The sequence below is a fragment of the Sodalis sp. C49 genome, assembly GCF_046352915.1.
Classification (GTDB): Bacteria; Pseudomonadota; Gammaproteobacteria; order Enterobacterales; family Enterobacteriaceae; genus Acerihabitans.
Genome location: NZ_CP163303.1, coordinates 5,100,276 through 5,120,643 on the forward strand (window position 1 = coordinate 5,100,276; position 20,368 = coordinate 5,120,643).

At 59.1% G+C, this 20,368-nt stretch carries 17 protein-coding genes; 6 read left to right on the top strand and 11 right to left on the bottom strand.

Annotation, left to right across the window (positions count from 1 at the left end):
- Window positions 1-28: 28 nt before the first annotated feature.
- The 3 genes from ABUK12_RS23110 to mqo all read right to left on the bottom strand — a co-directional run bounded on the left by ABUK12_RS23110 (window position 29) and on the right by mqo (window position 5,572).
- Window positions 29-481 (bottom strand): N-acetyltransferase family protein, encoded by a 453-nt coding sequence (locus ABUK12_RS23110; protein WP_410014016.1) that lies wholly within the window; start codon window positions 479-481, stop codon window positions 29-31.
- Window positions 474-3,689, bottom strand: a complete 3,216-nt coding sequence (locus ABUK12_RS23115) for a beta-galactosidase (RefSeq protein WP_410014017.1) — start codon at window positions 3,687-3,689, stop codon at window positions 474-476. The genes ABUK12_RS23110 and ABUK12_RS23115 overlap by 8 nt, the downstream gene beginning before the upstream one ends.
- Before the next feature lie 263 nt (window positions 3,690-3,952).
- On the bottom strand, window positions 3,953-5,572 hold the full coding sequence (gene mqo / locus ABUK12_RS23120) for a malate dehydrogenase (quinone) (RefSeq protein ID WP_410014018.1): 1,620 nt from the start codon (window positions 5,570-5,572) through the stop codon (window positions 3,953-3,955).
- A 487-nt stretch (window positions 5,573-6,059) separates the two neighbouring features.
- Between mqo and ABUK12_RS23125 the strand changes: the two genes are divergently transcribed.
- Window positions 6,060-7,283: an MFS transporter gene (locus ABUK12_RS23125; RefSeq protein ID WP_410014019.1), complete on the top strand. Its 1,224-nt coding sequence runs from the start codon at window positions 6,060-6,062 to the stop codon at window positions 7,281-7,283.
- Between the two features lie 27 nt (window positions 7,284-7,310).
- Here the strand turns inward: ABUK12_RS23125 and xseA are convergent, their stop codons facing one another.
- Window positions 7,311-8,756: an exodeoxyribonuclease VII large subunit gene (gene xseA / locus ABUK12_RS23130; protein WP_410014020.1), complete on the bottom strand. Its 1,446-nt coding sequence runs from the start codon at window positions 8,754-8,756 to the stop codon at window positions 7,311-7,313.
- A gap of 161 nt (window positions 8,757-8,917) precedes the next feature.
- Here xseA and guaB point away from each other — a divergent pair, with 161 nt between their 5' ends.
- The 3 genes from guaB (at window position 8,918) to ABUK12_RS23145 (ending at window position 13,209) form a co-directional block, all read left to right on the top strand.
- Window positions 8,918-10,381, top strand: a complete 1,464-nt coding sequence (gene guaB / locus ABUK12_RS23135; RefSeq protein ID WP_410014021.1) for an IMP dehydrogenase — start codon at window positions 8,918-8,920, stop codon at window positions 10,379-10,381.
- A gap of 150 nt (window positions 10,382-10,531) precedes the next feature.
- Window positions 10,532-12,109: a glutamine-hydrolyzing GMP synthase gene (guaA, locus tag ABUK12_RS23140; protein ID WP_410014022.1), complete on the top strand. Its 1,578-nt coding sequence runs from the start codon at window positions 10,532-10,534 to the stop codon at window positions 12,107-12,109.
- Window positions 12,110-12,384: 275 nt separating this feature from the next.
- Window positions 12,385-13,209: an oxaloacetate decarboxylase gene (locus tag ABUK12_RS23145; RefSeq protein ID WP_410014023.1), complete on the top strand. Its 825-nt coding sequence runs from the start codon at window positions 12,385-12,387 to the stop codon at window positions 13,207-13,209.
- A gap of 448 nt (window positions 13,210-13,657) precedes the next feature.
- On the opposite strand, the gene ABUK12_RS23150 is transcribed toward ABUK12_RS23145, so the two are convergent.
- On the bottom strand, window positions 13,658-14,401 hold the full coding sequence (locus tag ABUK12_RS23150; RefSeq protein WP_410014024.1) for an SDR family NAD(P)-dependent oxidoreductase: 744 nt from the start codon (window positions 14,399-14,401) through the stop codon (window positions 13,658-13,660).
- A 92-nt stretch (window positions 14,402-14,493) separates the two neighbouring features.
- On the opposite strand from ABUK12_RS23150, the gene ABUK12_RS23155 reads away from it, so the two are divergent.
- Together ABUK12_RS23155 and ABUK12_RS23160 are read left to right on the top strand one after the other, a co-directional pair.
- Entirely contained in the window at window positions 14,494-15,048 is a 555-nt protein-coding gene (locus ABUK12_RS23155) for a TetR/AcrR family transcriptional regulator (protein WP_410014025.1), read from the top strand.
- Window positions 15,049-15,396: 348 nt separating this feature from the next.
- Window positions 15,397-15,531, top strand: coding sequence for a hypothetical protein (locus ABUK12_RS23160; protein WP_410014026.1), 135 nt, complete (start codon window positions 15,397-15,399; stop codon window positions 15,529-15,531).
- Between the two features lie 478 nt (window positions 15,532-16,009).
- Here ABUK12_RS23160 and ABUK12_RS23165 read toward each other — a convergent pair whose 3' ends face one another.
- The 6 genes from ABUK12_RS23165 to ABUK12_RS23190 all read right to left on the bottom strand — a co-directional run bounded on the left by ABUK12_RS23165 (window position 16,010) and on the right by ABUK12_RS23190 (window position 20,266).
- Window positions 16,010-16,255, bottom strand: coding sequence for a hypothetical protein (locus ABUK12_RS23165; RefSeq protein WP_410014027.1), 246 nt, complete (start codon window positions 16,253-16,255; stop codon window positions 16,010-16,012).
- Between the two features lie 211 nt (window positions 16,256-16,466).
- Window positions 16,467-16,667, bottom strand: a complete 201-nt coding sequence (locus ABUK12_RS23170; RefSeq protein ID WP_410014028.1) for a hypothetical protein — start codon at window positions 16,665-16,667, stop codon at window positions 16,467-16,469.
- Between the two features lie 81 nt (window positions 16,668-16,748).
- Window positions 16,749-17,327 (bottom strand): membrane integrity-associated transporter subunit PqiC, encoded by a 579-nt coding sequence (locus tag ABUK12_RS23175; RefSeq protein ID WP_410014029.1) that lies wholly within the window; start codon window positions 17,325-17,327, stop codon window positions 16,749-16,751.
- Between the two features lie 32 nt (window positions 17,328-17,359).
- A complete protein-coding gene (locus ABUK12_RS23180) occupies window positions 17,360-19,021 on the bottom strand; it encodes an intermembrane transport protein PqiB (RefSeq protein WP_410014030.1) in 1,662 nt (553 codons plus the stop codon).
- A complete protein-coding gene (locus tag ABUK12_RS23185; protein ID WP_410014031.1) occupies window positions 19,018-19,641 on the bottom strand; it encodes a paraquat-inducible protein A in 624 nt (207 codons plus the stop codon). The genes ABUK12_RS23180 and ABUK12_RS23185 overlap by 4 nt, the downstream gene beginning before the upstream one ends.
- A complete protein-coding gene (locus ABUK12_RS23190; protein ID WP_410014032.1) occupies window positions 19,634-20,266 on the bottom strand; it encodes a paraquat-inducible protein A in 633 nt (210 codons plus the stop codon). The genes ABUK12_RS23185 and ABUK12_RS23190 overlap by 8 nt, the downstream gene beginning before the upstream one ends.
- Between the last annotated feature and the right edge of the window lie 102 nt (window positions 20,267-20,368).

Here is a 20,368-nt window from a genome sequence, read left to right on the forward strand (position 1 = left end):
CCAGAGACCGGGCTCACCCGCCGCGGGGCTAGCGTTGGTATTTGATAAAATCGGTCTTATGGGCCACCTTGTCATACAGTTTCATGGCGGAATGGTTCGTGGTGCGCGTCGTCCAGTACACATTGGCCATGCCGTGGCTGTCCGCATGGGCGTAAACCCGTTCGATCAGCTGCCGGCCCGCGCCTTTGCCGCGCGCCGATTCCTCCACATACAGGTCCTGCAGGTACACGACTTTTTCATGATACCAGCCGTGATCGTGCACGATACAATTGACCAGGCCGATAAGATGCCCCTGCAACAGCGCCACATAGGCAAACATGCCGGGGCAGGCCGGGTCGAGCAGGCGCGCGAAGGTATGCTCATACAGCGCATCGTCGCGGATGGTGGAGTAAAAACTTAAATAACGGCGCCAGAGGAGTTTCCATTCCTCTTTATCTGCAAGCGTCATGGGACGGATAACTATCCTGGTATCATCAGTCATGGGCACCTCCCCGGTCCGGTATGGTCGAGGTTGATACCGGTGTTGGCGATAAAATGGCCGCGCTGTCAAGGGATACCCGGCGCCAACGCAACCTGTAATCATATTCCCGCTCACAGAGCAGATAATCCTGATGCACGCTCGGGCTCCAGGAGTCATCGCCGCCCACGCCCATATGGCGGGCGTCCAGATGCAGCCACAGGCCCGGTTCCGGTCGCAGCAAATGCCAGTGGGTGGCGCGGGTGAGCTGCCCGGTGCCGTAGGGGCTAAGGGAAAAATGGAAATTGCCGTCAATCCGCCAGTCGCCGAAGGCCACTTCACGGGTAAAACAGCGCAGGCCGTTTTCCACCGGGAAAATATAAGGCGTATACATCTTATCCAGCGGCAGGCGCCAGCGGGAGAATTGCGCCGAGGCGAGGCGATCGGGATAGTTTTCGTGCGGCCCCAGCCCCAGCCAGGACACCTCCTGCGCGCCGGGGGCGAGCTGGCATGCCGCGCCGACGCGCGCCAGGGGCGGCAGGGACGGCGACACCACCACCCGGACCCGGTTTTCCATCTGGCCGGTATGGTCGATGGTCGTGTGCCAGTGGCTTTGCAGCAGCAGGCGATCCTGGTGGAAATAGCCGTGTACCGCCTCGAACACAACCCGATCCGCCAATTGATCGGCGCGAAGCCGCAGGCAGCGGTGCTCAAGGTCATACAGGCCGGCGGCGCGCCAGCGCTCCACCCAGGCGTTGGGGTCGACGCAGTCCGCTTCGCTGATGCCGATATCGTTATCCAGCGGCGCGCGGATAAACTGATCGGTCAAGGGACTGAGCAGACCCGGCGCGTCGCCGCGATACCACTGGGTTAACTGGCCGCGCTGTTTATCCACCACCCAGCGCTGATCGTGATGGCGGACGATAAACTCGCCGGCATTCTCAGTCAGACTGGGCGTTTCGTCCGTCGGGCGGGAGGGGCCGGGGACGATGGGCGCCATAAATCCGCGGGCCAGTTTCCACTGCGCCCAGGCCGCCTGATGTCCGGCGGGGGACCAGGGGGTGGCGGCAGGCTGCTCGACGCTGACGCGCAGATACCATTCGCCCGCCTTTTCCGCCTGCGGCGGTAGGTCGCATAACGTCAGCGCGGCGTGATGTCCCGGCGCCAGCCGCAGCGGCGTCGCGCCGCTTAACAGCGGATCGCCGTCGCATTCAATGCTCCAGCGCAGCAGCTCGTTATCGCTGGCGCGAAACAGATATTCGCTGGCGACGTCTATTTTCAGCGGCCGGGTGTCCAGCAGGCGGAACTGGAAAAACTGCTGCTGGTGCTTTGCCTCCACCAGGGCCGGATGAGGGGTGCGGTCGGGAAACACCAGGCCGTTAAGGCAGAACTGGCGATCGTTTGGGGTATCGCCGAAATCGCCGCCGTAGGCCCAGAACATCCGGCCTTCGCCGTCCTGGCGCTCGAGCGCCTGATCCGCCCAGTCCCAGATAAAGCCGCCCTGCAGGCGCGGATGCTGGCGGAAGGCGCGCCAATACGCGGCAAAACCGCCCAGGCTGTTGCCCATGGCGTGGGCATACTCGCATAAAATCAGCGGACGCTGTTCATCGGGCAGGCCGATCCATTTTTTTATCGACCATTTCGGCACCGCCGGGAACGGCTGATCTTCATCGACGCGCGCATACATCGGGCAGAGGATATCGGTGGCGCGGGTATCGGCGCCGCCCCCTTCATACTGCACCGGCCGGCTGGGATCATGGGCTTTCACCCATTGATACAAGGCGTCATGGGTGGCGCCGTGGCCGGACTCGTTACCCATCGACCAGATGATGATGCTGGCATGATTGCCGTTGCATTGCACCATGCGCGTAACCCGTTCGCTGAATGCCGCAAACCAGGCCGGGTCGTCGGCCAGCCGGCTCATGGGTTCCATGCCGTGCGTTTCGATATTGGCTTCATCCACCACATACAGGCCATACCGATCGCATAACCGATACCACAGCGGATGGTTGGGGTAATGCGAACAGCGCACCGCGTTGAAATTATTCTGTTTCAGCAATAGGATATCCCGGCGCATCGTTTCCTCGTCCATGACCTGGCCATGGGCCGGGTGATGCTCGTGACGGTTAACGCCGCGGATCAGCAGCGGCTGGCCGTTAAGGCGCAACAGGCCGTCGCGCACCTCCACCCGGCGAAAACCTACGTCATAAGCCTCCGCTTCCACCAGCGCGCCCCGGCCGTCGCGCAGCGCCACCACCGCCCGGTATAAATCCGGCGTTTCGGCGCTCCACAGGCGCGGCGCGGCCACCGGCAGCGCCAGGGTAACCCGCTCCGGATAGCGGCCGCGCTCGTCGATTATCGCGCTGCCGAGCGCAGAACATTGAGCGGCCACGCGCAGGTCACCCCGCCAGAGGGCGACCTCGACGCTATAGTCCGAGGCGGCGCCGGCGGCCTGAGGGGTAATCACGATGTCCACGTCCAGCACGGCGTCATGCAACAGCGCATCCAGCCGGGTGTGGATACGGATATCCGTAAAACCGACCGGCGGCTTATGCAGCAGGGACACCGGGCGGAAAATGCCGCTCATGCGCCACATATCCTGATCTTCCAGATAGCTGCCGTCGCTCCAGCGCAACACTAAAACACAAAGCCGGTTGCGGCCCTGATGCACATAATCGCTCAGGTCAAATTCCGCCGGCAGGCGGCTATCCTGCGAATACCCCACCCAGTGTCCGTTGCACCACAAATAAAACGCCGAATTAACGCCGTTGAAAATAATCCGCGTCCGCCCCTGGCCGGCCCAGCCGTCGGGCAGCAGAATATCCCGCGAATAGCAGCCGGTGGGATTATCCTGCGGCACATAGGGCGGATTGACCGGGATAGGGTATTTGACATTGGTATAAATGGGCCGGTCATAACCGGCGGTTTGCCAGTTTGACGGCACGGCCATGGCCTGCGCGCCGGGCAGATCGTCCTCCAGCCAGCTTTCCGGTACCGCCTGGGGGCGTGGGAAATAGCTGAAACGCCATTCGCCGTCCAGGGAACGGCGTTGTTCGCTTTCGGTGTCCCGACGCGCCAGCTCCTCGTCGCGCCAGCTATGGAAGGGCGGATGGGCGGGCAGCCTGCGGTAATGGGTCGCGCCGGGATTTTGCCAATCCCCGCGCGCCAGCACCGCCGCCAGCGAGGATAACGACGATGCCGGGCTGTTTTCTTGTGTCGGGGATAGCGGCATGGCATACCTTCTTTAGGGTGATGATTGCCCGGGCGTCTTTGGCGGTGATGCCATGGCCGGCAGGGAAAGCATGTACTTTGTTCACATAGTATTTCAGTTAAATGCCAATGTATACGCCATCGCCAAACGGCGGACAGGGGCGTTCAGGGTCCGTGCACCCGGCCGCCGGGGCAAGGCGGCTTGGCGGGGGAAAAAAACGCGATGACCGCCGGGCGCTTGCTTGCCGCGGCGGGCGGCCGGCGCATAGCCGGCCGCTGTGCGCGCTAGATGGCTTTGGGCAAGGTATCCCACAGGCCGGCGGACCCGGCGGCGCTGCCCTGGGTAGCCTCGACGCAGGCCAGCTGCAGGATCCCGCTGGTATAGGCGCGTATCTTATTGGTCATTTCAACGCTGCCGTCGAGCGGGCGGCCGTAGGAGGGGATGATTTCCTGGAGCTTGGCGCGCCAGGCGGGGGAGGCCGCCTGCTCTTTGAACATGCTCTCAAGCAGTTGCAGCATAATCGGCGCGGCGGTCGAGGCGCCGGGCGACGCGCCAAGCAGCGCCGACAGACTGCCGTCCGCCGAGCTGACCACCTCGGTGCCGAACTGCAGGATGCCGCCTTTCCTGGCGTCTTTTTTAATGATTTGCACCCGCTGGCCCGCGTCGGTCAGTTCCCAATCCTCCAGCCTGGCCTCGGGATAATATTCCTTCAGCGCCGCCAGCCGTTTTTTATCCGACATAAACGATTGACTCACCAGGTATCCCAGCAGGCCGAAATTATCCAGGCCGACACGGATCATCGGCATCAGGTTCTGCCACGTCAGCGAGCCGAACAAATCAAACCAGGAGCCGCGTTTAAGGAATTTACTGCTGAACGTGGCGTAGGGGCCGAACAGCAGGGTGCGTTCGCCGTCCAGCATGCGGGTATCGATATGCGGCACCGACATCGGCGGCGCGCCGACCGACGCCTTGCCGTAAACTTTCGCCAGATGGCCGTTAACCACCTCGGGCCGGGTGGTCACCAGGAACTTGCCGCCCACCGGAAAGCCGGCATAACCCCGGGCTTCGGGAATGCCGGATTTCTGCAGCAGCGTCAGCGACGCGCCGCCGGCGCCGATAAAAATATGGCGTGCGCGCACCGAGCTTTGCCGGCCGTTGTTGTTCAGGTCGGCGACTTTTACCGTCCAGGTACTGTCGTCGTTGCGGCTGATATCCAGCACGTCGTGGCGCAGGTGCAGGTTAACGTTCGGCCGCCGTTCCAGCGCGGCGAGCATCTGCCGCGTCAGTTCGCCGAAGTTGACGTCGGTGCCCATGGCCATGCGCGTGGCCGCCACCTTTTGGAACGTGTCGCGGCCCGCCATGATCATCGGCGCCCACTGCCTGATGACGTGGCTGTCCTCGGTATATTCCATGCCCTGGAATAACGTGCTGCCCTGCAACGCGGCATAACGCTTGCGCAGGAAATTAACGTTTTCCTCCCCCCAGACAAAACTCATATGGGGAACGTTATTAATAAAGGATTTGGGGGCGCCGAGAATATTATTTTTTACCAGATAGGCCCAGAATTGGCGGGAAATTTCATACGCCTCGTTGACCGCCACCGCTTTGGTGATATCAATCGAGCCGTCGGCCATTTCCGGGGTGTAATTTAACTCGCAGTACGCCGCATGGCCGGTGCCGGCGTTATTCCAGCCATTGGAGCTCTCTTCCGCGGTCTTATCCAGACGCTCATACATATTGATGGTCCAGTCTGGCTCAAGTTCCTTAAGGTAGGTTCCAAGCGTAGCGCTCATGACTCCACCGCCGATCAGGACAACATCCACCGGGGCGTTATTCGCAGCCGTTTGCCGTTGGGACGATGCCAACAAATTCATGCAAAGGGGTGCGATGAAATGCTCTTTCATGCGCAGTGTCTCTATTTAAGAAAATTAAGTATACCGCAGGGCAATATTATTGAGGTTGCTTTGAGCCCAATACTGTCTGCTTAGCGTTTTTGATTCTATTAGCCGTCAACGGCTAAGTAAACTAAAAAGTGATGTTATCACCTGGTTAAGATACATAAAGCTTATAGGTTGTAAATGGTTGATAAACAGCTGTTTGTCCAAAGGTGCTGATTAATTTTTACCATTCATTAACAAATGCTTACTCTCTTTTTATCAGGACAAAAAAGGCATTTTAAGTGTAATCTGCGATGGTTGACCCATTAGGCAGCCGGATCCTCTTTATTACGGGAATAATTAGCAGCTCGTCATTTCACCCTTTTTTTCCGTAGCGCAGAAGTTGTTTTCATGGCGGCTGGATTGATATTATTTTTGCTACTCGGGAGCACTACGGCGACGCGCGGTTAATTATTTCCGCCAATCCATGGCCATCACAGATCTCAGGAAGGATATGACAAGCACCCCGACGGATTCGGCTGACGGCAGCCGCTACTGGCAACAAAATTTGTTTGTCTGCGTCTTTGGTTCGTTCACCACCATTATCGCCATGACCCTGCTGCTGCCGTTCCTGCCCCTGTATGTAGAACAGCTGGGCGCAACGACCCACGCCGCCATCAGCCTCTGGTCGGGCCTGGCCTATGGCGCCACCTTTTTCAGCGCGGCGCTGACCGCGCCGCTGTGGGGACGCCTGGGCGATCGCTATGGCCGCAAGCTGATGCTGATCCGCGCCAGCCTCGGCATGGCGGTCGCCATGACGCTGCTGGGCATGGCGCACAGCGTCTGGCAACTGGTGGCGCTGCGCCTGCTGGCCGGTCTGCTGGGGGGCTATGCGTCGGGGTCCATGATCCTGGTGGCGACTCAAACCCCCAAAGCGCGCACCGGCTGGGCGCTGGGCGTCCTGTCTTCCGGCATCATGGCCGGTAATTTCATCGGTCCGCTGATAGGCGGCACCCTGCCGCCGCTTATCGGCATCCGCGCCACGTTTATGGTGGCCGGCGCGACGATTTTTATCTCCTTCCTGGCGACGACGTTTTTGTTGCGGGAAGAACCGGGCGCCACCATCAGGCGCAAAAAAGAGAGCGTGCCGGAGGAGGCCGCCGGGTTTACCCGGCCGGTGCTGGCGATGCTGATTACCGGCGCGCTGCTGATGGTGGCCAATATGTCCATCGAGCCGATTATCACCCTGTACGTGGCGCAACTGGTGGCGTCCACGCAGGTCACGTTTGTCGCCGGACTGGTGATGGCCAGCGCGGCGCTGGGCAGCATTGTCTCCGCGTCCTGGCTCGGCAGGCTGGCCGATCGCAACGGGCCGTGGACGGTGATAATCGGCTGCCTGCTGGTCGCGGGGTTATTGCTGATCCCGCAGGCGATGGTCACCCGCGGCTGGCAACTGGTGGTATTGCGCTTTTTTATGGGCGTGGCGCTGGGCGGGCTGCTGCCCTGTATCGCCAGCGTTATCCGCCATAACGTGCCGGACAAGATTGCCGGCAGGATGCTGGGTTATTCCACCTCGGCGCAATATGTCGGCCAGGTGGCGGGACCGCTGCTGGGCGGGGTTATCGGCGGGCATTTTGGTATGCGGCCGGTGTTTTTCGGCACCTGCGCATTGCTGGTGATTGGCGCGGGCTATAACGCTTTTGCCCGCCTGGCCTCTGCGCGCGGTAATCAGAATTAATCAGGCGTCCGGCGCCGGCCCCGGGCGTTATCCGGCGTCTTTGGCGCGCCGCGTGGGTTTCGCCGCGGCGGGCGTGACGCTCAGCACCTGGCTTTCCACCCGCCCGTCTTCCAGACGTGTTGACAGGATATCCCCCGCCTTCACCTGCCGGGCCCGTTTGACCAGCGCCCCCTTGGTATCGGTGGTAACGCTGAACCCGCGCGCCAGCGTTTTCAGCGGACTGACCGCTTCCAGCTGGGAGCACAGCATGCCGAAGGTCCGCTGCTCCCCGCTTAACTGCCGGGTGATGCCCTGCGCCAGCCGGTAGCGCAGCGCCTGTATTTGTCCCTGCTGGTTCAAGCGGCCGCCGATCGCCTGCCGTAGCCGGTAGCCTAAAGACTGTAAGCGCTGCTGCGCGTGATTAATGCGCGGCAGCGGCGCCCGCTGGCCCAGGCGCTGGAGCAAACGCTCATGGCGTAAGCGCGCCTGGCGCAGCTGCCCCTGCAGGCTGTCGTCCAGCCGGCGGCGCAGTTTTATCAGCGCCGTTTGCTGGCGCGCCAGGCGCAGGTGCGGATGCTGTTGCTGCAGGCGGTGCTGCATCCGGGTCAGGACCTGCTGGCGCTGCGCCATAAAATAGTCCATCGCCATTTCCAGGCGCTGCTGCTGGGATTGTAATTGCCGCGCCAGCTCCAGCTGGTTGCGGCTGACCAGCTCCGCCGCCGCCGAAGGGGTAGGGGCGCGCAGGTCGGCGACAAAATCGGCGATGGTGACATCGGTTTCATGGCCGACCGCGCTCACCACCGGCAGGCGGCTGGCAAAAATCGCCCGCGCCACCCGCTCATCGTTAAAGCCCCAGAGATCTTCAAGCGAACCGCCGCCGCGGCCCACGATCAGCACGTCGCACTCGCCGCGCCGGTTGGCGGCCTCGATGGCGCGCACGATCTGCGCCGGCGCGTCCTGGCCCTGCACCTGGGTGGGATAAATCACCACCGGCAACGAGGGATCCCGGCGCCGCAGAATATTGAGGATATCATGCAGCGCCGCGCCGCTGGCGGAGGTGATCACGCCGACCCGGCGGGCCGGGCTGGGCAAAGGCTGCTTATGGATGCTGTCAAAAAGACCTTCGGCGGACAGGCGCTGCTTAAGCTGCTCGAATTGCTGTTGCAGCAGGCCGTCGCCGGCGGGCTGCATGCTTTCGGTTACCAACTGGTATTCGCCGCGCGGTTCGTACAGCGTCAGCGCCGCCCGCACCAGCACCTGCTGGCCGTTGCGCGGCAGGAAGGTTACCCGCCGGTTGCTGTTGCGAAACATCGCGCAACGCACCTGGGCGCGATCGTCCTTCAGCGTAAAATACCAGTGGCCGGAGGCGGGCTGCGAGAAGTTGGAGATTTCGCCGGTCAGCCAGACCTGGCCCATTTCGCCTTCCAGCAGTTCGCGCACCGTCTGGTTAAGACGGGAGACGGTAAAAATCAAGGCGGTGGGCGGTGAAGACATGTGAGCCAGATCAACTTCTATAAATAAGGGTTAATCGATTGATATTACTTATCGCTCAGCGCAGATCAAGCATTTTTTTTAAAAAGTTCTGGAGGCAACCGGTTACGTTCTGTATAATGCCACGGCAATATTTTATACATTCATCCTGGTGAGATATTGCTATGTTACGTATCGCAAAAGAAGCTCTAACGTTCGACGATCTCCTCCTGTTACCTGCACATTCCACGGTGTTACCCAACACGGCCGAACTCGGCACGCAACTGACTAAAAAAATACGCCTGAATATTCCGCTGCTCTCCGCCGCCATGGATACCGTGACTGAAGCGCCCCTGGCTATCGCCCTGGCCCAGGAAGGCGGCATTGGTTTTATCCATAAAAATATGTCCATCGAACGCCAGGCCGAAGAAGTCAGCCGGGTGAAAAAACACGAAAGCGGCGTGGTCACCGATCCCAAGACCGTCACCCCCGCCACCACCTTATCCCAGGTAAAGGAACTGACCGCCCGTAACGGTTTTGCCGGCTACCCGGTCGTCACCGACGACAACGAGTTGGTGGGCATTATCACCGGCCGCGACGTGCGTTTTGTTACCGACCTGTCCCAGCCGGTTACCGCGGTCATGACGCCGAAAGAGCGCCTGGTCACGGTAAAAGAAGGCGAGGCACGCGAAGTCGTGCTGCAGAAAATGCATGAAAAGCGCGTGGAAAAAGCGCTGGTGGTGGATGCGCATTTCCATCTGCTCGGCATGATTACGGTCAAGGATTTCCAGAAAGCGGAGCGCAAGCCCAACGCCTGCAAGGACGAGCACGGCCGCCTGCGGGTAGGCGCGGCGGTAGGCGCCGGCGCCGGTAACGAAGAGCGTATCGACGCGCTGGTCGCCGCCGGCGTCGACGTACTGCTGATCGATTCCTCCCACGGCCATTCCGAGGGCGTATTGGAACGTATCCGCGCCACCCGCGCCAAATATCCCGACCTGCAGATTATCGGCGGCAATATCGCCACCGGCGCCGGCGCCATCGCGCTGGTCGAGGCCGGCGTCAGCGCGGTTAAAGTGGGCATCGGTCCCGGCTCCATCTGCACCACCCGTATCGTCACCGGCGTGGGCGTGCCGCAAATCACAGCCATTTCCGATGCGGTGGAAGCGCTGGAAGGCACCGGCATCCCGGTTATCGCCGACGGCGGTATCCGCTTCTCAGGCGATATCGCCAAGGCCATCGCCGCCGGCGCCTCCTGCGTCATGGTCGGGTCGCTCCTGGCCGGCACCGAGGAATCCCCCGGTGAAATCGAGCTCTACCAGGGCCGTTCGTTTAAATCCTACCGCGGTATGGGGTCGCTCGGCGCCATGTCCAAGGGCTCCTCCGATCGCTATTTCCAGACCGACAACGCCGCCGACAAGCTGGTGCCGGAAGGTATCGAAGGCCGGGTGGCGTATAAAGGCCGCCTGAAGGAAATCGTCCACCAGCAAATGGGCGGGCTGCGCTCCTGTATGGGCCTGACCGGCTGTGCTACTATCGACGAGCTGCGCACCAAGGCTGAATTTGTGCGTATCAGCGGCGCGGGTATTCAGGAAAGCCACGTCCATGACGTCGCCATCACCAAAGAATCCCCGAATTACCGCATGGGCTAAGCGCTGCGCACGGCGCGGCGTTGACCCGCGTCGGCGGCCCGCAGTTAATTACGCTTCGGATGGCCGAGTAACGGCCCTCCCAGCTGTTATTCTTCCCGGCCGCGGCCGGGACGTATTTTATTTGCTATCCGCTCCTGGAATATGCCTTCTATGACAGACAATATTCATCAACACCGCATCCTGATCCTGGACTTCGGCTCGCAATATACGCAGCTGATCGCCCGCCGCGTCCGTGAGCTCGGCGTCTATTGCGAACTCTGGGCCTGGGACGTGACGGAGGCGCAGATCCGCGCCTTCGCCCCCAGCGGCATCATCCTTTCCGGCGGCCCGGAAAGCACCACCGAACTGAACAGCCCCATCGCCCCGGACTATGTGTACCGGGCCGGCGTGCCGGTCTTGGGCGTTTGCTACGGCATGCAGACCATGGCCATGCAGCTGGGCGGCCGGGTGGAAGGCTCCAGCCAGCGTGAGTTCGGCTACGCCCAGGTCGAGGTGGTGGCCGACAGCCAGCTGGTGCGCGATATCCAGGATTCCTTAAGCGTCAACACCCGGCCGCTGCTTGATGTGTGGATGAGCCACGGCGATAAGGTCACCGGCATTCCGGCGGGTTTTGTTACCGTCGCCAGCACCGAAAGCTGCCGGTTCGCCATTATGGCCGACGAAGAACGGCGTTTTTACGGCGTGCAATTCCACCCGGAAGTGACCCATACCCGCCAGGGACAGCGCATTCTGCAACGCTTTGTCCTTGATATCTGCCAGTGCGAGGCCCTGTGGACGCCGGATAAGATCATCGAGGACGCGGTCAGCCGGCTGCGCGCGCAGATAGGCGAGGATCACGTGATCCTCGGTCTGTCGGGCGGGGTGGACTCCTCGGTCACCGCCATGCTGCTGCACCGCGCCATCGGCAAGCGTTTAACCTGCGTGTTTGTCGATAACGGCCTGCTGCGCCTGCACGAAGCCGACCAGGTGCTGGAAATGTTCGGCCAGAAATACGGCCTGAATATCGTCCATGTCGCCGCCGAAGAGCGTTTTCTCAGTGCGCTGGCCGGCGTGGACGAGCCGGAGGCCAAACGCAAAATCATCGGCCGGGTATTTGTCGAGGTTTTCGATCAGGAAGCCAGCAAACAATCCCTGGTCAAATGGCTGGCGCAGGGCACCATCTACCCGGATGTGATCGAATCCGCCGCCTCCGCCACCGGCAAGGCCCATGTCATCAAGTCCCATCACAACGTCGGCGGCCTGCCGAAAGAGATGAAACTGGGCCTGGTGGAGCCGCTGAAAGAACTGTTCAAGGATGAAGTGCGCAAAATCGGCCTGGAGCTGGGCCTGCCCTACGATATGCTTTATCGTCATCCCTTCCCGGGACCGGGTCTTGGCGTGCGCGTGCTGGGCGAAGTGAAGAAAGAATATTGCGACCTGCTGCGCCGCGCCGACGCGATTTTTATCGAGGAACTGCACCGGGCCGAGCTCTACCATAAGGTCAGCCAGGCATTTACCGTATTCCTGCCGGTACGCTCGGTGGGCGTCATGGGCGACGGCCGCAAATACGACTGGGTGGTCTCGCTGCGCGCGGTGGAAACCGTCGACTTTATGACCGCTCACTGGGCGCATTTGCCCTATGAGTTCCTGGGCCGGGTGTCTAACAGAATCATCAATGAAGTCGATGGGATTTCAAGGGTGGTTTACGATATATCGGGGAAACCGCCGGCGACGATTGAGTGGGAATAAGTTTTTAGCATCCACTGAGTTCCGCTAACGTCTCAAATCGCCAGTGAAATCATAGGATTTATTGGCGATTTTTTTTGTGGGCCATGGGGATCCATCTGGCTTTATATGGAATAGAACTCCAGCATAAGGTCGGTTGCCTCGAATGAGTTTTTTGATATAGGGTGATGAAACTCTCCACGGCGAAAACAGCTGTGTATTTAGTTTGATAATCAACGGATGGCTCCGAATGATTTCCAGCCATTTAAAACAAATTAATACCACTCAAAGGGGCATTTATGGGAGATAAGAGCAAGGCTTTTCGGCTCCTTCATGAAATGCCGGATACTTTTATTATTCCTAATCCCTGGGACATTGGGACGGCCAGAATACTTGAAAGTATGGGATTCAAGGCACTTGCTACGACCAGCGCCGGTCTTGCATTCTCCTTAGGTGTACCTGAAGGGCGGGTTTCGTGGAAGCAGACTATTGATCATTGTCAGGCCATTGTTAAATCAACGTCTCTGCCAGTATCAGCGGATCTTGAAAAAGGAATTGGTGATGATCCGGACAGTGCCGCGGAAACCATAAAAATTGCGGTCAATATTGGTCTGGCAGGTTGCTCCCTCGAAGATCATACCGGTCTGCCCGATGCCCCGGTCTATGATTTAAGCCTCGCAGTCGATCGTATTGAAGCCGCAGTAAAAGCACGAGAAGCGCTGGATCATGATTTTGTGATCACGGCTCGCGCCGAGAATTTTATGTGGGGACGTCCTGATTTGGATGATACGATCCTGAGATTACAAGCTTTTGAAAAGGCGGGAGCTGATGTACTTTATGCTCCCGGCCTTCACGATCTTTCAATGATCAAGACCGTTTGTGAATCAGTGACAAGGCCAGTTAACGTTGTTATGGGATTGCCGGGTGAGACGTTCAGTGTTGTGCAACTGGCCGAAGCGGGAGTGAAACGTATCAGCGTTGGCGCATCAATGGCCAGACTGGCATACGGTTCTTTTGTTCAGGCAGCCCGCGAGATATGCGCTGAAGGTACTTTCGGTTATTCAAAGAAGGCTATTGGTTTCTCCGAACTGGAGGCATTTTTTAGAAAGTCTGAAGGTGCTTAGCCTTCTAAGCTCAGGTTTGCATTTCTGCCTGCCGTATGCAATTCGTCGCGCTGATCCCTCAAGCCCCGATCATCGGTCAATACCCTGGCGTAACCGATCCGCAGGTGGCCGCTTTCCAGGTCGAGCGTACAGGGGCTGTGTTTGTCTCTCATGGCGCCCCCATTGTGTTGCAAATATTGCCGCATATTATAGGGAATTTGCGACTGACTTTTGCAACGTCTGAGCGCCAGGAAAAACCGACGGCGAGGTGTTGTCGCAAAACGTTGGACTTAGGCGACAAATGACAAAGATAAAAAGGGAATCTTTCTTTTCACCCCCCTCGGACTGGCGAAAATGCGCGGTAGACCCAGTGGCCTTATTGTCGCCCCGAAGAGCGAATTAACCTGTCGTCGCCAGTCGGCTAGACGGCCTTACCACAGGCCGCAAAACTGAAGGGTCGCACCGCATATCAGACGGCCACGAAGCCACCATCAACGAACAGTTCCTCACCACCGATGAAGCTGCTTTCGTCCGACGCCAGAAATAGCACGGCTTTGGCGATTTCTTCAGTCGTGGCGAGCCTGCCGAACGGGATGGTTTGCTGCATCCATTCTTCAGCGCCGGCGTTGTTTTGCAGATAGGTCTGCATTGCCGGGGTCAGTACCATGCCCGGCGAAACGACATTCACCCGAATGCCCTGATTTTTCAGGTCGGTCGTCCAGGTGCGGGCGAGCGAGCGGATCGCCGCCTTCGTCGCGCTGTAGACAGATAGATTTGCAAAGCCCTTGCTGCCTGCTCCTGATCCAGCCAGCACAACCGCGCCGCCAGCAGACATCAGCGGCAGGGCTTTTTGCACCGTGAAGACCGTGCCCTTCACATTGATGCCGAACACGCGATCGAAATGGTCTTCCTCAATGCCACCGATGGGTGCGGATTCCGATACGCCAGCATTGGCGAAGACCACATCCACGCGACCTTTCTCTCGCTGGATCTGTGCGTACAGACGATCAAGGTCGGCAAGATTGCTGACATCGCCTTGCACCCCAATGGCACCGTGCCCGATTTCCTTCAGAACCTCATTTAGGCGCTCTTGGCGGCGGCCAGTGATGTACACATGAGCGCCCTGTTCCGCGAAGGACGCCGCCGTGGTCAAACCGATGCCGTCCGTGCCGCCCGTAACCACCACAACCTTATTTTCAAATCGTTTCGTCATGTCGTGAGCTCGCTTTCGTATCAAGTGGAGGATTGCTCCATTTATTATATGGAGGTATCCTCCACTTAACAAGTAGCAGCGAGACTATTCCTTTGACCGATGAACCCACATTGAGAGCCGATGCGCAGCGAAACAGGGAGCGTATTCTTGCCGCCGCCGAGGAAGTGTTTCTTGAGAAAGGCGCGAGCGCCTCATTAGAGGACGTTGCGAAACGAGCGGGCGTAGGAATCGGCACGCTATATCGGCGCTTTCCGACACGCGAAGATCTATTGGCGGCGGCCTACAGCGCTCGTTTCCTGGCATTAGCAGAAACCAGCCGTGCCAGAAACGCAGAGCTTGCCCCACTGGGCGGCTTGCGGGCCTATCTCGAAGAGCTGGTTCAATACACTACGGTCTATCGCGGCCTCGCGGCCTTGCTCGGAACGGTTCTCCAGGTTGGAACGCCGGGATGCCTGGCAACCAGTGGGGAAGGGGTCCGTCTTTTGGACCTGGCGCAGAGAGGCGGAGCTATTCGGCCTGATGTCACTTTCGACGACTTGGTGTGCATCGCAACGGCAATCTCACTCGCTGTCGAGAAAGACAGCTCTCCGCAAGCACGGATCGCGCATCTGGTGAGCCTGTTTTTGAATGGGGTGGGCGTGCGTTGAAGCCACATTTGGGTCGCTGATTTTAGGATTTTTGCGACACGGCAAGACACATTTTTCTGGCGCCGCTGATAAGCCCTGCCATATTGGGCCGGAATCAAGATCGCTTTATGGCCGAGCTTTTGTATCTCTCTTGCCCAGTGATGTGATGCTCCACAAGCTTCCATAGCAACAGTCATAGGCGGTTGCTGAGCGTAAACGGCTACGCGGAAGTTTTATCTTGCCAGCCGGTTTTCCATAAGCATGGGTACTGAAGAGATAAAAGGTCGTTTTAGCCAGATCGATGCCGGTAATTTTCATTTCAAACAGGGTATCCCTCTTACTTTTTCTTCTGATTAAAGTTTATCCATCATGGCGGAAATGGATGCTGTCGTGAAGAAGGGGGAAGATCATCTCATCGCTTACGCTTACGAGCAAACAGGCAGCGGTGGATTAAAAATAGCGCATCGTTCTATTGACAGGCAAATAAAGATCATGCAAAACTAAACAGTACGGTACGGTTTAGTAGGGTTTCCGCTCAACGCCTTGCAGTAAAAGCCGTGACCTACAGCCGTACCTTAAATAATCCCAGTTGTTTACCCATTTGGAGTCTTTATGAACCGACTGATTTTACCTTTATGCATGCTGTCGATATTCGTCCTAACCGGCTGTGTTTCGTTATTTTAATCTATGGACGGGCGCGAGTTTATTGAGCATCGCGATCTCGGGGGGTGAATATGAAAAGAATCATTTGGCTAAGCTGTACGCCATTAGTGTTGATGTTATCCGGCTGTATTTCCTTGGGCACGCATCTGTAACCAACGCCTGCCGGCAACGCAGTCCGGCGGCGTGGCGGAACACTTTGATTGTCGGGTTAGCCGCGGGAGGAAAACCGCAATGCGGCTACTATAATAATAGCCGCATGTCACTGGCACAGCACGCACCAAAGGATAGGCGGGAGGGGGCTAACGTGACAATTGCTTTATCAGATTAATGATCCGATCACCGAGGAAAATAACATATTTTTGGTGAATGCGCCCAGGGATTCCGCGTCTTCCCTGCGTCGCGCGGCCAACTTTTTTATCGCCTCAATTTGTGTTGATGCTTCAACTTCCTGGTCCAGTTTATAAAACCCGTCGGCGGTGATTTTTGCTATCTCGGCGTGGTGTAGCAGCTTACTTTCGTAAACGTTTAATGCTGTGTCGTTGGTATAAAAAACGTACATTTCCATAAGGTTAGCCCCGTCATTGAGTTGCAATGGTCAATCGATTGGGCGGGGCCTCCGCGGCACCGGCTTCCCTTCACCGATCGCCCTGATTCCCAACCGCTGGTCGTGCAGGTATCACCCCGGTCAGGGCGCCCGCATCGCTACGCTGACCAAGATAATCTGGTCATTACCAGTGTATATGGATGTAATGTTGACCATGGTAGCCGGATAAGTTTTATCTATAACGCGGGCTATTGTCGCGATCGCGATCACGCCCCTGGATATGCTCACGATCCCGGTCGCTTAACCGGCCTTGGTGGTGGTTGTAGCGATCGTCATAGCGCCGGTCCGGGTGCCGGTCGTGTCCGCCCACCATCAGGCAGCCGTTGAGTAAAAAAGCCAGCGCGATGTAAACTGGCAATAGTATTTTTTTCATAGTGTGGGTTCCTGCCTCTATGCAGTTTAATCATCAGATAACCCCAGGGCGCCGCATTGCGCGGCGGCCCGCAGGCGTGGGTTATGGCGCGGCGCAAACGTCGCGATTGTCACGAACCCAGTTCCTGGCCTGGGTGGCAATCTGCGCCGCCAGCCGCGTTATCACCTGGCGTTGCGACGCTAGCATAGTCGCATCTTCGCCCAGTGCAAGCTCAGTGAATTGGCTGTGGCAGGTAAGCCCGATGCGCCGATCGCCGCTGAGCCGGCTCAGGCGCCAATCGGCGGCAAATTTAACAAACTGTCCGGGCCACACGTCGAACCGGCGCACTTGGAGGTGGATGGTAAGTATCGGCAGGGCGTCGGTGCGGTTGGCCAGCCCGGACACATCCCGGGTGGCCAGGCGGGTGCTGAGATCGGCGGAGAGCGCGCTACGGATTTCATCACCAAACGAGCTTAACCAGCGGTCGTTATCCAGCACCATGGCGTCACTGGCGCCCTGGCGGACCACCAGTTGTGACTGATCGAGCTGTGGCGGAACGCCGACCGGCAGTACATTAATTAAAAACGGCGCCGGCAGCCCATAGGACAACGCCTCCGACGCTGGCGCCGCCAGGGTGTGGTAACGCACCGCGGGTGAGGAACAGGCGGTCAGTGACACCATCAGTATCACCAAGCTAACTTTTGCGGTAGCGATCATCGCGATGCATCCTGGGTTGAAGCGTGTTTGCTGCCGGTTTTCGGGCGGCGCGGATCCGCAGGACGGCCTTGCAACAAGGACTCCGGATGGCGATCGATCTGGTCGGTAAACGAGTGAAGCGCGCGTAGGGTACGCAGCAGTTCCTGCAGACTCTGGCCCAGGGTAATCACCAGCGGGGAGTCTTCAGACAGCAGATCCTGCGCGGTGCCCGCGGTTTGCTGCAGTTGCCTGAGCAATCGTTGGACATCGGGCAGGGTCTGCCCATTGACCTGGCGCAGCGTTTGGTTGGCGCTGTCCAGCGTGGCATTCAGGTTATAACCAATCGATTCCAGCGGCATGTGATCGATTTTATTCACTATACTGGCGACCTGCTCTTGCAACTGGTTGAACCCGCCGTTGTAGGTGGGCAACACGAGTGGACGGGCGTACAGATCAAAGGGGACTTTTGCTGCGTTCGGCACAAAATCCAGCGAAATATAGAGCTGTCCGCTCAGTAGACTGCTGCTGACCGCCTGCGCCCGCAACCCTTGCGCCACCAGTCCTCGGGCAAACTCCGCCGTGGCTTGGGTAAATTCTTTGTTGGTTTTGGGCAGCTTGTTCAGCACGTTCCCCAGCCGGCTGGGATACACCTCGATCCTTACCAGGGACGGAAACCGATAGCCGGTTTGGTTATAATCCAGCTCAACGGAAACCACCCGGCCCACCTTGACGCTGGAAAACTCCACCGGTGCGCCGACGGTTAACCCATGTAGTGAGCGTTCAAAGCGCAGTTTAAACGTAATCGCGGGTCCATCCGGCGGAGCCATGGCAGTGTCCTGATCCCTGGACAACCAATACTCCCTGACCCGCGCCGGAGACGGTTTAGTCGCATCTGGCGTCGGAGTGGCAAAAGCAATACCGCCTGCCATCATCGCCACGATCGACTGCGTGCGCATGCGAAACCCATCGGCACCGACCGACAGGTCCAGGCCGCTGACGTTCCAGAAGCGAGTGTCCGGTTTGACGAAACGATCGTACGGCGCATCGATAAATACCTGCAGGCCGACGCTTTGACCGTCATGATTTAACTGGTATGAGGCCAGCCGACCGACCTGAATGCGCCGGTAGTATACGGGTGAACCGATATCCAGCGAGCCCAGGTCGTCGGTGAGCACCACAAAACGGCTGCCCGGCATCCCATTGATGATTGCAGGGGGAACTTCCAGCCCGGTAAAGGTACTGCTCCATTCAGTGGATTCACCTTTATCGACGCCAATAAACGCGCCGGAGAGCAGCGTATCAATCCCGGTCACCCCCCCAATGCCGATGCGCGGGCGCACGACCCAAAAACGGGTATCGGCCCGCGCCAGATTGGCCGCGCTCTTGTTGAGCAGCACGGTCACCTGAACGCGGCTGCTGTCCTCGCTGAGGGTAATCGATTTAACGATGCCTACCGTGACGTCTTTATATTTAACCGCCGTTTTGCCCGCCTCAAGTCCGGCCGCGCTCTGAAAAGCGATGGCGATCTCCGGGCCAGAAGACAAGCCGGTCTCTATCAGCATGGCGCCGCCGGTGAGCAGGGCGATCAGGGGAATCAGCCAAATCGGCGACGGCATGCGGCGCCGGTGGCCGAGCGCCGGTTCGCCGGGGACGGCGGGCGGATGTTGCAAGGGGGTCATTTCTTTTCACCATCCCAGATAAGGCGTGGATCGTATTGCCTGGCGGACAATATCGTGAACATTACCACCAGGCCGAAAAACAGGATGCCGACGCGCGGCTCCACATCACTGAGCAACTGAAATTTAACCAGCGCCGACACCGTGGCCACCACCATGACATCCAGCATTGACCAATAGCCGATAAGCTCCGTCAGCCGGTAGAGCGTGGTCCGCTCGGCCATGGCCCAGGCGCTGCGGCGCTGGGCGGTGATCAGCAGCAGGCCGAGGGCCAGGAATTTGCCGCAGGGGATCACTACGCTGGCAATAAAAATCAACAGCGCAATCCCATAGGAACCCGCGTGCCAGAAGGCGATCACCCCGGCCATGATCGTGTTTTCGCTGCCATTACCGAACAGGCTGCTGTACATCACCGGTAGCAGGCTGGCGGGCACATAGCACAGCAGCGCGGCGATAAGCAGCGCCCAGGCGCGTGAAATGCCGGCGGGATGCCGGGCATGCAGGCGGGTGTGGCAGCGCGGACAGCGGGCCACGTGGCCCGCCGTGATGGCCGGCTGGCATACCAGCCCGCACAGGGGGCAGCCCACCACCTTGATTTGCCCGGCGCGCACGGGGTTAGTCATGGCCCTGCGCCTGAAGGGAGCGATCGCGGCCCGGGCAGGTCCACAGCAGGTTGATATTCTGCTGGCTGATGCCAATCAGCAGCAGCATCAATACCGCCAGGGCCCAGCAACCCGGCCCCGGTGCGACCTCCAGGAAACCGGCCAGCTTAATGCCGGCGATCACCAGCCCCAGCATACCGACCTCGACCATGCTCCAGGGCCGCAGCCGCAGCAGCAGCTTCATGCAGATAATGAAACCGGGGGCGCGCTGCCCGCGGCGGATAAACAACAGGATCCACCCGAACGCGATAATCTGCAGTAGCGGCGCCACTATCAGCACGATCAGGATCCCGAGCGCCAGGGGTAAGGTGGGGCCATGGGACAGCGCCATGGCCGCCTGCCACAGGGTCGCCGCGTTCTGTACCCCATGGAAACTGACGGTCAGCACAGGGTAGAGGTTGGCGATAACCCCGGCGATGCCGGCGGTAAACGTCAGGGCCAGCCAGCGATCAACGTTGACCGGTTGATTCCGGTACAGAACGGCCGCGCACCGGGTGCAGCGCGCCTGCTCGCCGGCCGCCAGCCGCCGGCGCCGGTAAACGCTGTCACAGTAGGGACACACGATCAGGTGTGAAAACGTCTTCATAAGCTTACCGACTTTAGATAAGAAAGAACCCGCCATCCTCAGGTAACCGGAGGTGGCCGGCGATCCGGCGATAGCACCGCCAGCGGGCCAGCCGCGCAGGGC

Coding starts and splice junctions, on each gene's coding strand:
- ABUK12_RS23110 (WP_410014016.1), bottom strand. CDS start 481: ATGACTGATGATACCAGGATAGTTATCCGTCCCATGACGCTTGCAGAT.
- ABUK12_RS23185 (WP_410014031.1), bottom strand. CDS start 19,641: ATGACTAACCCCGTGCGCGCCGGGCAAATCAAGGTGGTGGGCTGCCCC.
- ABUK12_RS23170 (WP_410014028.1), bottom strand. CDS start 16,667: ATGAAAAAAATACTATTGCCAGTTTACATCGCGCTGGCTTTTTTACTC.
- guaB (WP_410014021.1), top strand. CDS start 8,918: ATGTTACGTATCGCAAAAGAAGCTCTAACGTTCGACGATCTCCTCCTG.
- xseA (WP_410014020.1), bottom strand. CDS start 8,756: ATGTCTTCACCGCCCACCGCCTTGATTTTTACCGTCTCCCGTCTTAAC.
- guaA (WP_410014022.1), top strand. CDS start 10,532: ATGACAGACAATATTCATCAACACCGCATCCTGATCCTGGACTTCGGC.
- ABUK12_RS23180 (WP_410014030.1), bottom strand. CDS start 19,021: ATGACCCCCTTGCAACATCCGCCCGCCGTCCCCGGCGAACCGGCGCTC.
- ABUK12_RS23160 (WP_410014026.1), top strand. CDS start 15,397: ATGGCGGAAATGGATGCTGTCGTGAAGAAGGGGGAAGATCATCTCATC.
- ABUK12_RS23115 (WP_410014017.1), bottom strand. CDS start 3,689: ATGCCGCTATCCCCGACACAAGAAAACAGCCCGGCATCGTCGTTATCC.
- ABUK12_RS23190 (WP_410014032.1), bottom strand. CDS start 20,266: ATGAAGACGTTTTCACACCTGATCGTGTGTCCCTACTGTGACAGCGTT.
- ABUK12_RS23145 (WP_410014023.1), top strand. CDS start 12,385: ATGGGAGATAAGAGCAAGGCTTTTCGGCTCCTTCATGAAATGCCGGAT.
- ABUK12_RS23165 (WP_410014027.1), bottom strand. CDS start 16,255: ATGGAAATGTACGTTTTTTATACCAACGACACAGCATTAAACGTTTAC.
- ABUK12_RS23150 (WP_410014024.1), bottom strand. CDS start 14,401: ATGACGAAACGATTTGAAAATAAGGTTGTGGTGGTTACGGGCGGCACG.
- mqo (WP_410014018.1), bottom strand. CDS start 5,572: ATGAAAGAGCATTTCATCGCACCCCTTTGCATGAATTTGTTGGCATCG.
- ABUK12_RS23175 (WP_410014029.1), bottom strand. CDS start 17,327: ATGGTGTCACTGACCGCCTGTTCCTCACCCGCGGTGCGTTACCACACC.
- ABUK12_RS23125 (WP_410014019.1), top strand. CDS start 6,060: ATGACAAGCACCCCGACGGATTCGGCTGACGGCAGCCGCTACTGGCAA.